This window comes from Candidatus Vicinibacter proximus, assembly GCA_016713905.1.
GTDB classification, from domain to species: domain Bacteria; phylum Bacteroidota; class Bacteroidia; order Chitinophagales; family Saprospiraceae; genus Vicinibacter; species Vicinibacter proximus.
Genome location: JADJOE010000001.1, coordinates 13,199 through 27,797, shown reverse-complemented (window position 1 = coordinate 27,797; position 14,599 = coordinate 13,199). Strand labels below are relative to the sequence as shown.

Annotated in this window: 12 protein-coding genes and 1 pseudogene; 9 read left to right on the top strand and 4 right to left on the bottom strand. The window is 41.4% G+C overall.

The features are described 5' to 3' along the window. Nucleotides 1-20: 20 nt before the first annotated feature. From atpE to IPJ83_00080, 9 genes and pseudogenes are all read left to right on the top strand, one after another. Entirely contained in the window at nt 21-227 is a 207-nt protein-coding gene (atpE, locus tag IPJ83_00120; GenBank protein ID MBK7878953.1) for an ATP synthase F0 subunit C, read from the top strand. A gap of 69 nt (nt 228-296) precedes the next feature. Further along, nucleotides 297-821, top strand: a complete 525-nt coding sequence (gene atpF / locus IPJ83_00115) for a F0F1 ATP synthase subunit B (protein MBK7878952.1) — start codon at nt 297-299, stop codon at nt 819-821. Between the two features lie 12 nt (nt 822-833). Continuing rightward, nucleotides 834-1,397, top strand: coding sequence for an ATP synthase F1 subunit delta (gene atpH, locus IPJ83_00110; GenBank protein ID MBK7878951.1), 564 nt, complete (start codon nt 834-836; stop codon nt 1,395-1,397). A gap of 17 nt (nt 1,398-1,414) precedes the next feature. After that, the gene (locus IPJ83_00105; protein MBK7878950.1) at nt 1,415-2,992 is read left to right on the top strand and encodes a F0F1 ATP synthase subunit alpha; all 1,578 of its coding nucleotides are present in this window, start codon (nt 1,415-1,417) and stop codon (nt 2,990-2,992) included. A gap of 241 nt (nt 2,993-3,233) precedes the next feature. Continuing rightward, nucleotides 3,234-3,584: a four helix bundle protein gene (locus IPJ83_00100; GenBank protein ID MBK7878949.1), complete on the top strand. Its 351-nt coding sequence runs from the start codon at nt 3,234-3,236 to the stop codon at nt 3,582-3,584. A gap of 131 nt (nt 3,585-3,715) precedes the next feature. Next, complete coding sequence (atpG, locus tag IPJ83_00095; GenBank protein ID MBK7878948.1) at nt 3,716-4,624, top strand: ATP synthase F1 subunit gamma; 909 nt, start codon at nt 3,716-3,718, stop codon at nt 4,622-4,624. Nucleotides 4,625-4,752: 128 nt separating this feature from the next. Then, a complete protein-coding gene (locus tag IPJ83_00090) occupies nt 4,753-5,805 on the top strand; it encodes an efflux RND transporter periplasmic adaptor subunit (GenBank protein ID MBK7878947.1) in 1,053 nt (350 codons plus the stop codon). Nucleotides 5,806-5,809: 4 nt separating this feature from the next. Beyond that, nucleotides 5,810-8,875: pseudogene (locus IPJ83_00085) on the top strand (efflux RND transporter permease subunit). Further along, nucleotides 8,862-10,181, top strand: coding sequence for a TolC family protein (locus tag IPJ83_00080; protein ID MBK7878946.1), 1,320 nt, complete (start codon nt 8,862-8,864; stop codon nt 10,179-10,181). The pseudogene IPJ83_00085 and the gene IPJ83_00080 overlap by 14 nt, the downstream one beginning before the upstream one ends. Nucleotides 10,182-11,258: 1,077 nt before the next feature. Here IPJ83_00080 and IPJ83_00075 read toward each other — a convergent pair. The 4 genes from IPJ83_00075 to asnS form a co-directional block, all read right to left on the bottom strand. Continuing rightward, nucleotides 11,259-11,699 carry an Hsp20/alpha crystallin family protein gene (locus tag IPJ83_00075; GenBank protein MBK7878945.1) on the bottom strand — a complete coding sequence of 147 codons (441 nt, stop codon included), beginning with the start codon at nt 11,697-11,699 and terminating at the stop codon, nt 11,259-11,261. A gap of 20 nt (nt 11,700-11,719) precedes the next feature. Beyond that, nucleotides 11,720-12,124 (bottom strand): Hsp20/alpha crystallin family protein, encoded by a 405-nt coding sequence (locus tag IPJ83_00070; protein ID MBK7878944.1) that lies wholly within the window; start codon nt 12,122-12,124, stop codon nt 11,720-11,722. A 371-nt stretch (nt 12,125-12,495) separates the two neighbouring features. Then, entirely contained in the window at nt 12,496-13,098 is a 603-nt protein-coding gene (locus IPJ83_00065; protein ID MBK7878943.1) for an OmpH family outer membrane protein, read from the bottom strand. 20 nt (nt 13,099-13,118) lie between these two features. After that, nucleotides 13,119-14,552, bottom strand: coding sequence for an asparagine--tRNA ligase (gene asnS, locus IPJ83_00060; GenBank protein ID MBK7878942.1), 1,434 nt, complete (start codon nt 14,550-14,552; stop codon nt 13,119-13,121). Nucleotides 14,553-14,599 lie beyond the last annotated feature (47 nt).

Here is a 14,599-nt window from a genome sequence, read left to right as displayed (position 1 = left end):
AACTATATAAAACAAAGTTTATGACAGGTTCAATTGTAGCTCTAGGTATGGGTATTGCAGCGATCGGCGCAGGTATCGGAGTAGGAAACATTGGAGGAAAGGCATTGGATGCAATCGCGCGTCAGCCTGAGGCCATTGGCGATATCCGTTCCAACATGATTTTGACTGCTGCCCTTGTAGAAGGTGCGGCTTTGATCGCAATCCTTTTGGCTTACCTGGTAGCTTAAAAATTTTACGAACAGGGTGCAGAACGGTTGGTTGCTGTACCTGTTCTTTTTGATTTTAAATGTAAAAGCATGGATTCTTTAATCTTACTTTCAATAGACTTCAGCCCAATAAAGCCAACTTTCGGTTTGCTTTTCTGGTCCACGCTGATTTTCCTGATTTTTTGGTTGATTATTGGCAAGTTTGCCTTTAAGCCGATCATCAGTGCCCTGAACAGTCGTGCAAACGATATTCAGGATTCCTTGAATGCAGCAAAAAATGCAAAAGAGGAGATGTTAAAACTGAAATCTGAAAATGAGCAGATCATGAATGAGGCTCGTGAAGAGAAAATGCGCATTCTACGCGATGCCAAGGAGTCAGCCAATCAAATTGTTGCTGAAGCCCGGGACAAAGCAAAGGAAGAGGCGCAAAGAATTGTGGTCAACGCTAAAAACGATATTGAAAATGCCAAAAAATCTGCCCTGGTCGATGTTAAAAATCAGGTGGGTGTAATGGCAGTAGATATTGCTGAGAAAATCATCCGACAAAAATTGGAAACAGACCAAAATCAGCAGGACTATATCAAAAGACTGGTTGACGAGATCAAAGTAAACTGATAAAAAATGTCAATGTCAAAAATTGCCGGACGATATGCCAAATCCTTAGTGGATCTGGCTACTGAAAAGTCTGCACTTAATGAGGTGCATGAAGATGTCAGAACCATTCAGTCGGTTTGCGAAAATCGTGATTTTGCCTTAATGCTTAAAAGTCCAATCATCCATGGGGACAAAAAGATGGAGATTTTTAAGATCATTCTTGGCAGTAAGATTTCTGAACTTACAAATGCCTTTGTGAGCCTTCTCATTTCAAAAGGCCGGGAGCCACTTTTGGCCCAAATCTGCACAGAATTTATTCAACAGTTTAAAAACATCAATAAGATCCGTACTGCAGTGGTAACCTCTGCCCAGGCATTGGGAGAGACTCAGTTGACAGAGATCAGAAATCGTTTCAATCCTTGGTTAAAGCCAGGCGAAACTTTGGAAATTATACAAAAAATTGACGCTTCTCTGATCGGAGGTATCATCTTTGAATTGGACGGCCAGCAAGTGGACTCAACAGCCAAACGCCAGTTGGATCAAATGCGTACCAACCTATATGACAAATCATACATTAATCTAGTGGTTAAATCTTAAATACTAAAATTCTTATCATGGTAAATATCAGACCCGAAGAAATATCAGCGATTCTAAAGCAACAGATTTCAGGTGTTAACACCGCAGCTGAACTGGAAGAAATTGGAACGGTACTCACCGTTGGTGACGGTATCGCCCGTGTTTATGGACTTACCAATGCACAGGCTGGAGAGTTGGTTGAATTCGAAACAGGTGTGCAGGCCATCGTGCTAAACCTGGAAGAGGACAACGTGGGTGTCGTACTCATGGGTCCATGGACCGGAATCAAAGAAGGTTCCAGAGTAAAAAGAACTTCTAAAATTGCCTCCATACAGGTGGGAGAAGGTTTTGTAGGCCGGGTAGTAAATCCATTGGGCCAGCCAATAGATGGTAAAGGACCTATTCCGGGTGTTAAATATGAAATGCCTTTGGAGAGAAAAGCTCCGGGTGTTATCTTCCGTCAACCGGTAAATGAACCACTACAAACCGGTATCAAAGCGATTGACTCCATGATTCCGATTGGCCGTGGCCAGCGGGAATTGATCATTGGCGACCGCCAAACCGGTAAAACGGCCATCGCCATTGACACCATCATCAATCAAAAAGAATTCTACGACCGTGGAGAACCCGTTTATTGCATCTACGTGGCTTCCGGACAGAAATCTTCGACGGTAGCAAAAGTTGCCCGTACTCTAGAAGAATATGGGGCAATGCCTTATACTACGATAGTTTCAGCCTCTGCTGCTGATCCGGCTCCTTTGCAATTCTTTGCACCGTTTGCCGGTGCTGCGATTGGCGAATTTTTCCGGGATACCGGACGCCCTGCATTGGTTATCTATGATGACCTGAGTAAGCAGGCTGTTGCATACCGTGAAGTTTCTCTATTGCTTAGAAGACCACCGGGACGTGAGGCTTATCCGGGAGACGTATTTTATTTGCACTCCAGGTTGTTGGAAAGAGCTGCAAAAGTGATCAACAACGATGAGATCGCCCGAAACATGAATGACCTGCCAGACTCTCTGAAGAATGCAGGTATCGTAAAAGGTGGAGGATCCTTAACTGCACTACCAATTATCGAAACTCAGGCTGGTGACGTTTCTGCATATATTCCTACCAACGTAATATCGATTACCGACGGACAGATCTTTTTGGAATCCAACTTATTCAACGCTGGTATCAGACCTGCCATCAACGTGGGTATCTCTGTATCCAGGGTGGGTGGTAATGCTCAGATCAAATCCATGAAAAAAGTATCCGGAACCCTGAAACTCGATCAGGCGCAATATCGCGAACTGGAAGCTTTTTCTAAATTTGGTTCTGATCTGGATGCCGCAACAAAAGCAGTACTTGACAAAGGAAAACGCAATGTGGAAGTATTGAAGCAACCACAATATTCTCCGGTAACTGTAGAAAAACAAGTGGCGCTGATTTACCTTGGAACGAACAATTTGTTAAAAGATATTCCGGTAGAAAGAGTGAAAGATTTTGAAACATTGCTCTATACCGAACTTGACCAAAAACATCCGGAAATTCTTGAGAATTTCAGAAAAGGAAAACTGGATGATGCAGACCTCGCTATCTTGAAGAAGATGGCCGGGGAGATGAAGTTGAAGTAATTGGGGAATTAGAGAATGTGAGAATAAGATAATGTGAGAATTGAAGGATTAGGGAATTAGAGATGACTGAACGATCTATGCTTCAGCGGAGTGTCGTGTGACAACACGATAAGTGAAGGAACCGCGAAAGCGGCTAACGGGAGAATTAGAGGATGAGAGAATTGGAGAATGAGGAAGTTTTGATTTGAGAACGAGTAGAGCAATATATTAATAACATTTTAAACACCCTAAAATATGCAGAATGAGAGATTCTGGACATAATGTAATACTTGAAAAGTCAGTATTATTTTCATTGAAATTGATAGAGTATGTTGAAATTCTGGAGAAAGACAGAAAATTTGTAATTGCAAATCAACTGCTGAGATCAGGAACTTCAATAGGTGCAAATATTTCGGAAGCACAAGATGCAGAGAGTAAAGCAGATTTTATTCATAAAATGAAATTGGCTTCAAAAGAATTGAATGAAACAATTTATTGGTTCAAATTGTGCCAAAATTCTCTGAGCTATCCAGATTGTAACAGCCTAAACAATGAACTGGAGGAAATCAGAAAAATTCTAAATGCAATTCTGGGTAGCTTGAAAAAAAAATGAAAATTTTCGAGTTAGTACACTTCTAAAGTTAATGTTGGATCTTGTTTACTTACGCCTAAATAGATTTAGTTACGCCTTCTCCATTTCTCTAATTTTCACATTCTCTAATTCTCTAATTATAAATTAAAATTATGGCCGCAAATTTAAAAGAGGTACGTAACAGGATAAAGTCGGTGATATCGACTCAGCAGATTACCAAAGCGATGAAGATGGTATCGGCTGCTAAATTGCGCAGAGCCCAGCAGGCTATTGTGCAGATGCGTCCTTATGCCAATAAGTTAAACGCCATGATGAAAAACATCATGAGTTTTTCTGATGGACAGGGTGCGGAGGCTTTTGCAAGGGCTACTGAAAAAAAGAATCCACTACTGGTCATCATTACTTCTGATCGCGGACTTTGTGGTGCATTTAATACCAATATCATCAAACTTGCGACTAAACAAATCAATGAGCAATACAGCACCCAGGCCAAAGAAGGAAAATTGAGTTTCCTATTTATTGGAAAAAAGGGATTTGAATATTTTAGAAGAAGATATCCACAATGTCCAATCAACAGCGATTATGTGGGTGCATTTGCAGGATTGAGTTTTGAAAAAATTGCCGGTATTGCCGATGGCATCATGTCAGATTTTAAAACCGGAAAAGTAGATCAGGTAGAAATCTTTTACGGAAGATTTAAAAATGCCGCGACTCAGTTTCCGGAAGTAGAACAATATTTGCCGGTTCCAAAAGTAGTTGCTGCTACACCTGTTGCAGGAACCCCAACCGACAAAGTGGTTCCTGACTTTTTATTCGAACCTGCACAAGGAGAATTATTGCAGGAATTGATCCCGTCCATTCTGCAATCACAACTTTTTAAATGCACGCTCGACAATCTTGCCTCCGAACTGGGAGCCAGGATGACAGCAATGGACAAGGCATCAGAAAATGCTGAAGCCATGTTGGGTGAATTGAAAATCAATTACAACAAAGCACGTCAGGAAGCCATCACCAAGGAACTTTCTGAAATTGTGGGCGGTGCTGCAGCTTTGGGTGGATAAAAGGATTGCAAAATAACCTTACCTGATATTATTCTAAGTTGATCCGGTGATGCTGTCCATTTAAAGCATACCTTGGATTGGAATGATTTAACATTTTGACAAGGTCATTGTTCTTATTTTTGTCACTTATGGTTTTCAGGTCTACTTATATCCAACTGGCGGGTCTTTTATTGTCCCTGATGATTGCTTCCTGCAAGCAAGAACAAAAGCCTCATATACCATCCGGACCACCACCCAAGAAACCTTCCATGGTGGATGCCTACATCGTAAAGGAAGAGCAGTTGGATGAGCTACTGAAAATTCCAGGGAATCTTGTACCCAATGAGCAAACGGACATTCGCACCGAGACATCCGGAATTTTGGAATCCGTTTTATTCAAAGATGGGCAAAAAGTAAAGAAAGGTCAGTTGCTTGCCAAAATCAACAATATTGAGCAAAGAGCAAGGTTGGCTAAGCTTAGGGTTCAGTTGGAAATGGCACAAAACACCGAGCAGAGACAAAATCAATTGTTAAAAGCCCAGGCCATAGGACAACAGGAATATGATCAGGCATTGCTGGAAGTCAGAAGCCTTCAGGCGGATTTAAATATTCTGAGGGCAGAGCTGAGCAAATTTGAAATAAGAGCACCTTTTAACGGGACTTTGGGATTGAGGATGATGAGTCCGGGGGCATATTGTACCCCTTCGAATATTTTGGTTTCCATCAGTCAGGAAGATCAATTAAAGATCCAATTCTCAATACCAGAAAGATATATCCGTAAAATTACCTTGGGGCAAGTATTGGAATTCACCTGTCAGCATTCCAAGGAAGTGTATAAGGCAAAATTGGAATCCACCGAATCTGCCATGGATCAGCAGACCAGAAGTCTGAAGGTGCAAGCAAGGGTAATGGGTAAAGCGGTTGGATTGAAACCCGGACTTTTTGCTGAGGTCAGTATGCCATTTCAGAATAAGACCAAGAGCATCATGGTACCCAGTCAGAGTATCATACCACAAGCGAGAGATAAAAAAGTGGCCATCCTGAAAAATGGTTTGGTAGAGTTTAAAGTGGTTTCCCTGGGTTACAGAGATTCTTCCAGGGTGGAAATCCTCTCAGGTCTTCAGGCAGGAGACACCTTGTTGATTACCGGTATCATGGGTCTGAAACCTGGTTCACCAGCTAAAATACAATCCATTAATTAATCCGATGAATCTATCCCACCTCAGCCTTAATCGCCCAGTGCTGGCAGTGGTTCTGAATCTTGCCATTATCCTGTTTGGATATATTGGCTATAAGAGTCTGGGGGTAAGAGATTATCCCGCAATTGATCCTCCAAACATCACCGTAAGAACCTCTTATCCCGGTGCAAACGCAGAGATTGTAGAATCCCAGATAACAGAGCCATTGGAGAATTCCATCAATGGCATTGCAGGAATCAAGAACATCACCTCCCTCAGCAGTCAGGGCAACAGCAACATTACGGTAGAGTTTGAGTTGAGTGTAAATCTGGAAGAAGCAGCCAACGATGTTAGAGATAAAGTATCCCAGGCAGTAAGAAATCTACCCAATGATCTGGATGCCCCACCAACCGTTACCAAAGCGGACGCCAGTGGGGAGCCTATTCTCTCCATGACGGTCAAAAGCAATTCCAGGAATCCTCTGGAACTGACAGAATTTGCTTATAACCATTTGGTAGAACGACTACAGACAATTCCCGGTGTCAGCAACATCATGATCTGGGGAGAAAAGCGTTACGCCATGCGTATCTGGATGGATCCTGTCAAACTAAGTGCTTACAATCTTACACCGCTGGATGTGCAGCAAGCGCTGAGCCGGGAACACGTAGAGCTTCCTTCCGGCAAAATAGCAGGAAATCAAACCGAACTTAGTGTAAAAACTGTCGGTCAATTGCAGACAGAGCAAGAGTTTAATGATTTGCTGATCCGTTCGGTAAATGGTTCGGAAATCAGACTGAAAGACATTGGAGAGGCAGTCCTGGGACCGGAAAACGAAGAGACTATTCTTAAAGAGAGTGGAGTGCCCATGATTGCCATTGCTGTGATGCCCCAACCGGGAACCAGTTATGTTGCCATATCGGATGAATTTTACAGGAGAATCGAGCAAATCAAAGCCACCTTACCTGCTGAATTTGAAATTAATGTGGCACTGGATCAGGCCAAATTTGTTAAAAAGGCCATCCTGGAAGTAGAAGAGACCCTAATGATCGCATTGCTGCTGGTGATATTGATCGTTTTTCTTTTCTTCAGGGATTGGATCATTGCCATAAGGCCATTGATTGACATCCCGGTCTCTTTGATCGGCGCATTTTTTGTCATGTATCTGGCTGGTTTTTCCATCAATATATTAACCCTTCTTGCCATTGTTCTGGCGACCGGCTTAGTGGTGGATGACGGCATTGTGGTAACAGAAAATATCTATAAAAAAATGGAGGCCGGCATGTCCAAAATGCGGGCGGCCAGAGAGGGTTCATCGGAAATTTATTTTGCAGTAATTGCTACTTCCATTACCCTTGCAGTGGTGTTTATTCCGGTTATTTTCCTTCAGGGATTTGTAGGTCGTTTATTCAGAGAATTTGGTGTGGTGGTGGCAGGAGCGGTGCTGATATCGGCATTTGTGAGTCTTACACTGACCCCCGTATTGAACGTTTATGCTTCCAGAAAATCCACTGAACCCGGATGGTTTTATCGGGTCACCGAACCTTTTTTTAGAGGACTTGAAAATGGATATGGTAGATTGCTTACCCATTTTTTAAAATTCAGATGGATAGCAATTGTCGTATTGGTTATTTGTCTTGGAGGGAGCTATTATTTTTTCAATGCCATTCCATCCGAGCTTGCGCCAATGGAAGACCGCGGTCAGTTCAGGCTTCTGGTAAGTGCCCCTGAAGGTACATCTTACGACCGTATGGATAAGTATGTGGACAAACTCAGTCAATTGATGATGGACTCAGTTCCGGAACATGAAGTAGTCCTGTCCGTTACCTCACCCGGATTTACAGGATCCGGAGCGGCCAACACCGGTTTTGTAAGGGTAATTTTAACAGAGCCGTCCCAACGAAAAAGCAGCCAGGATCAGATTGTGCAGCGAGTAAGCAAGAGTCTCTCGAAGATAGGCGAAGGCCGGGCTTTCCCTATCCAGGAACAAACCATTTCCGTCAGCAGAAGAAGTGGCCTCCCAGTACAGTTTGTCATTCAGAACAGTAATTTTGAAAAGTTAAAGTCCGTACTGCCAACCTTCCTGGAAGAGGCAGCCAAAAGTCCTAAATTAATCAATGTCGATTCAGATCTTAAATTCAACAAACCGGAACTGAAGATAGAAGTAGACAGACTGAAGGCTTCAGACCTTGGTGTGAGTGTGGAAGATGTAGCCCAAACCCTTCAGCTTGCACTCAGCAACAGACGATTTGGATATTTTACCATGAATGGCAGACAATATCAGGTCATTGGTCAGGTGAGTCGTAATTTTCGGGATGCTCCTTCCGATCTGAAGACATTTTATGTGCGCACAAAGGATGGCAATTCCATAAGTCTGGACAATTTGGTAAACATTTCTGAAGGAATTAACACCCCGACAATATATCATTTCAACCGTTATAAATCTGCCACCATTTCAGCAGGACTTGCGCCGGGCTTCACTCTGGGAGAAGGCATTGAAGAAATGAAAAAAATTGCAGATAAAATTCTGGACAATTCCTATTCCACGGCATTGAGTGGCACGTCCAGAGATTTTGCTGAAAGTTCCGGTAGCGTTGGATTTGCATTTGTGCTGGCGTTGGTTTTAATTTTTCTGGTACTTGCTGCACAATTTGAAAGTTTTGTGGATCCATTTATCATTATGGTAACTGTTCCGTTGGCCATATTTGGCGCGTTGTTATCTCTTTGGTTAACCGATCAAACCATCAATATTTTTTTCCCAGATAGGAATGATCATGCTCATCGGTCTGGTGACCAAAAATGGAATTCTGATCGTTGATTTTTCCAATCAAAAAGAAGGAAAGGAGAAAGTAAATTGACTTCAGTGATTGAAGGATCCAAAGAACGACTCCGACCAATTTTGATGACCACCCTGGCCATGGCCTTAGGTGCTTCACCGCTTGCGTTCTCTTTTGGTTCGGCTTCGTCCAGCAGGATTCCACTTGGTGTGGTCATTATGGGCGGGTTGTTGTTTGCACTTGTTCTGACCTTATTTGTGATTCCTGCGATGTATACATTTCTATCATCACCCAAGAAGAAAAAGGATGAAGAGGTTTAGAATCATTATTTGCGCTTTTACTATTCTTCAAGCAGCCGTTGCTCAGGAGGGCAGTCTGAGTTTATCTGAAGCCTTGCGGGTGGCCGTCAGTAAAAATTATGGTGTGCTTATTGCAAAAAATGATGCTGCTTTGGCGGCGCACAACAACAACTGGACCAACGCAGGAGCCTATCCGGAATTAAGATTCAACGCAAACCCTTCCATCTCCAGCAACAGTCTGGAACAAAAGTTGGTGAACGGTACTGAAATCAAACGGAATAATGCTCTCTCAGAAGTTATCAATGCCAATGTGCAGCTCAACTGGAATCTCTTCAATGGATTTAAATTGTATGCGACCAAAGATCGGCTGGAGGCAATAGAGCGTATAGGTCAGTTGAATATTGAATCAGAAATTCTCTCTTTGGTGTACGATGTTTCTGCGGCTTACTACAATGTCATCAGGTTGCAAAATTTGAGTTTAGTGACCCGTGAGCAAATTGAAGTGTCAAGAGACCGAGTTGATCTGGAAGAAAAGAAATTTAAGCTGGGACGCACCGGCAAATCGGATCTGCTAAAAGCTAAATTGGATTTGCAGGAATTGCAGATTATTTTCAGCAAACAAGAGGATGATGTGCGGGATGCTTATGCACGACTTTTTTATTTGATGCAGGAGAAGCAAATCGCTTTTCCAAAATTGACTGACACCATTTCGGGGAGAGAAAATATTTCTGCGGTAGGAATTAATTTGAATTATGATCAACATCCACAGCTAAGAATTTTAAATGAGCAAATGTTGGTCAACAATTTTGCTAAAAGAGAATTGTTGGCAGAGAGAATTCCGTCTTTAAATTTTCTTGGTGCCTATAATTTTAACAGAACAGAAAATCAGGCAGGATTCAATTTGTTTTCGTTGAACTATGGTCCCATCGCGCAATTGCAAATTTCCGTTCCACTTTTTGATGGCAGACGCATCAGCAAATCATCCAAAGCACTCGATTATTCCCTACAGTCACTTGCCTTGCAAAAAGAAATGTGGGCCAGCAATACTGATTATGAGATACAGTTGAACACCAGAAAAGCTGCACAAAGTTTAAGAATTTACGAACTTGAGCAATCCAGAATGGAGTTGGCCAAAGAAAATTTAGAAGTCATCAAAGAAAAATTCAGGCTTGCCACCATCACGAGTTTAGAGTTCTCTCAAGCGCAATTTGACATCATAGACATTGCTGCCAAAATGCAGGACGCCTTGTATGAATCTATGTTGGCTAAACTACAAGTTGATTATTTGTCCGGCAAACTTTCGGATAAGTTAAGTTCTCCAAAATAAATATTTGACTAGGATTTCATTGTGTGTAAGCAGTTCCTTGCTTAAAATGAAAAAGGCCGGGCTGAATTTCTCATTCGATAATTATATGATGAGGTATCGGAATTTATTTAGGGTCAAGTCAAAAAATTTGAGGAGAAACCAGATTTGCGGATCTCGTTATTCACTAAAGATATCCTAAATTCTACCCTTTTATTATTGTTCTTTTTTCTTGAGAAACCCAGCTCTAAAAAGAACCAAAAAAAATCAAGGCTGTTTTCATTTCTTAACGCCAAAACTAACTTAAAAAGCTAAACAAAATAAACTCGCATTAAGCGGCATTTGTTGCTCTAGGCCTTACTGTCATAAATTTATTTGCTTATCTGCAGGCGAGCTCATACAGTATTTTGTTTTAAACGCTTTTTAAATCCGTTTTAGCTAAAATGAAAAAGGCCGATCTGAATTTCTCATTCGATAATTATATGATGAGGTATCGGAATTTATTTATGGTCAAGCCAAAAAAAATTTGAGGAGAAACCAATTTTGAGGTTCCCTATATTCACTAAAGATATCCTAAATTCTACCCTTTTATTATTGTTCTTTTTTGTCTTGAGAAACCCATTCTATTCATTAGAATTTCTATTCCAAGTCAAAACACCTTCAAATACAAGCACTTCCTCGATTTTTCTCCAGCACCATAGGATCCACTATGCCTTGTCAAAAAATCTTGCGGGAGCACTTGTCTTTTTTGGTCTTTTGCCTTTCATAACGAAACCCTAATGCATAGTATGGGTTAAAAAAAGAACCAAAAAAAATCAAGGCTGTTTTCATTTTTTAACGCTAATATGAAAAAGGCCGATCTGAATTTATTATTCGATAACTATATGAATTTAACTTAACTATTAAAGTTGTATAATTTCTACTTAATCCCAATAAGATTTACCTGACTCCGAATTACGCTTAATCCAATATTCAAAAATGATTTCGAAATAAAGTTTCCTGTCTTTTAGAATTAAAAAGACCGCATCTTGCGACGCGGTCTTCTCTTCAAAATTAACCCTGAACTTTAGAACAATTAACTACGAAAACAATTACTGTCTTTTACTGAATTTCGATGGTTTTCTCATCTTTGATGGCTACTTTCTTCTCGATGGTTAGTTTTAACACCCCGTTGTTGTAGCTGCCGGAAATTTTAGCTGCATCAGCATGCTCAGGCAGTTTGAATGCTCTGGAGAATTTGCTGTAGCTGAATTCCTTTCTGGTATAATTTTCTTTGGTCTCTTCTGTTTCTTTTTCCTGACTGGTTGAGATGTTCAAATATCCTTTTTCAACAGATACTTTGAAATCTTCTTTTTTAAGTCCCGGAGCAGCGACCTCAACAATGAAGGCATTGTCGTTTTCACTCACGTTTACCGCAGGAACCGTGGATTGAAAAGCCTGTCCACCAAAAAAATCATTTAAACCATTGTTCAATAAATCTTCTACCATGGTGCCGATTTGGTTGGCCATGGGTGTGATCGGATAGAAAAAATTACGTTTCATAATTTTATTTATTTTTATAATTATTCAATGTTGATGCTTTTATTAAGATTCTCATCTTTCGGCATGATGATCTCCAGAATTCCGTTTTCATATTTTGCCTGAATGGATTCTTTCACAACGTCCACAGGAATTCTGACATTTCTCTTCATTTCCATTTTCCTGAACTCACTCAATCTGATTTTGTCTGCATTGGTATTTTCTGCAGGATGTGTAGAGATGGTAATCAGATTGTCTTCTGTTTTGATTTTAATTTCCGATTTGTCATAACCTGCCAAATTAAATCTCAGCATATATTGGCTTGGATTCTCCAGAATATTCACCGGAATAAATTCCATGCCCTCGTGGCTGATCTTTACTTTAGGTAAATAGTCGGATGGTCTCACACAGTTTTGAGGATTTTTGAAATGGATGCTATTGGTCCACATGATTTATAGATTTTAAAGTTAATAATGAAAATCATGGATCAAAGCACGTACCAATGCCGAAAATTGATCAATCTGGCAGAATTTCACCTAAATTATATGACAATATGGCTGAATTGAGTGATGGGATGTGGACAAAAAGGCAGAAATGTAATTAGTTAATTTGCTAATGAGTTAATGAGCTAATAAATATTCGCAACGATGGAAGTGGATTCATTCACTTAAGTGAATGAATCGAAAAATCAGAAAACCAATTAAATGAAGAGTTAAATTTCCAATTGCCTTTTGCTTGAACTTTTTCTTAAGAAAAATCCCAAAATCTATCAACCAAAATCAGCTCATTAACACATTAACTCATTAGCCAATTAGCCCATTCACTTCCCGTATTTTTCATTCAGCGCCTGGACCATGGTGGGTGTTATGTCCAGTGCGGAGTCGGCGTAGAAAATGTTGCCTTCGCGTGCGACGGAGAATACAAATTTGTATTTTTTATTGGCGTTCAATTCCTGGAGGTAGGAGGTGATTTTGGCGTGTAGTTTATCGTTGAATTCAGCCGTTTCTTCGGCAAATTGGGCACCCATATTTTCTTTACGCATCATGAGTTCCTGCTCCATTTTTGCGAGTTTCTGCTGACCGGCTTCCAGTTCTTTGCGGGTCATGTTAGGGGCATTTTCCTGGAGTTTCTGGAATTCGCGCTGAAGGCCGCCCTCTTTATTTTTTAATTCAGCCATCATGTTTTCTTGTTTTTTCTTAAAAGACTGTTCGCCCTCTTTGAAAAAACTCAACTGGCTGAGCAGAGAATCAGAATAAAAATAAGCGATGGGATAGTCAGCATCGGATGAAGTCGTGCCGGATGAACTGGCAGTGGTAGTTGAGGATGCTGAGGTAGAATTATTTTTTAATTTATTGTTTTGAGTCAATAAATAAATGATGGCGATTAAAGAGACGGCGTGTAGGATCCAGCTTAAGTTTTTCATATGTTGATTTTCTGATGAGATTAAAATTCTGCGTTACCCGGGAAGCGTGGGAAAGGGATGACGTCGCGGATATTGGTCATGCCGGTCATAAATAAAACCAGTCGTTCAAAACCCAGCCCAAAGCCAGCATGCGGGCAGGCCCCATATCGGCGGGTATCCAGGTACCAGTACATTTCCTCGGTGGGAATGTGCATTTCATTCATTCTTTCTGTGAGTTTATCCAAGCGCTCTTCCCGTTGAGATCCCCCTACGATTTCGCCAATGCCTGGGAACAAAATGTCCATGGCGGCTACTGTTTTTCCATCGTCGTTCTGGCGCATGTAGAAGGCTTTAATTTCCTTCGGATAATTGATCAGGATGACCGGTTTTTTAAAATGCTTTTCTACCAGGAAACGTTCGTGTTCTGACTGTAGGTCAGTTCCCCATTTTTCCACCGGAAATTTGAACTTACCTTTTTTATTGAGGGTAGAATTTTGAAGGATGTCGATTGCTTCTGTATAGGTCAGGCGAACGAAATCATTTTCGACTACAAATTTTAGCCGGTCGAGCAGATTCATTTCATTGCGTTCTGCCTGAGGTTTTTGTTTTTCGTCTTCCAGCTCGCGGTCGTTCAGGAATTTAAGGTCATCGACGCAGTCTGCGAGGATTTTTTTGATGACGTATTTTAGCAAAGCTTCTGCCAGGTCCATGTTGCTGTTCAGATCGGCAAAAGCCACTTCCGGTTCGATCATCCAGAATTCAGCTAGGTGTCTTGGGGTATTTGAATTTTCAGCCCGGAAGGTGGGTCCAAAAGTATAGACTTGCGACAAAGCCATGGCGGCGAGTTCGGCTTCTAACTGACCGGAAACGGTGAGATTTGATGCACGACCAAAGAAGTCTTCTTTGAAGTTGATCTGGTTCTGTTCATCCCGTGGCAATTTGTCCAGGTCTAAAGTGGTGACTTTGAACATTTCGCCTGCCCCTTCAGCATCAGAAGCGGTAATGATGGGTGTATGTAGATAATAGAATCCACGTTGGTTAAAAAATTCGTGGATGGCAAATGCGATGTGGTGGCGAATTCTAAAAATAGCGCCAAAAGTATTTGTTCTGAAGCGCAGATGGGCGATCTGACGCAGGAATTCGAGACTGTGTTTTTTAGGCTGCAGGGGGTAGGCGGCAGGATCCGAGTCACCGAAGATGGATAAAGACTTACACTGCAATTCCACTTTTTGTCCGGAGCCCTGAGAGGCTACCAGCAGGCCGGTAGCATGGATGGCTGCACCGACGGTCACCCTTTTCAACAGCGCTTCGTCAAACTGCTCAAAATCAACCACCACCTGGAGGTTGTTGATGGTAGAACCATCATTCAGGGCGACAAAACGATTGCTGCGGAAGGTTCTGACCCATCCCATGACACTGACTTCCTGACCCTGTCCATCCTGCTCCAATAATTCACTGATCCGTACGCGATCCATTAAATTTTATTTTTGAGTTGCAAAACTAAGGTTTATCTGCCAAGAAT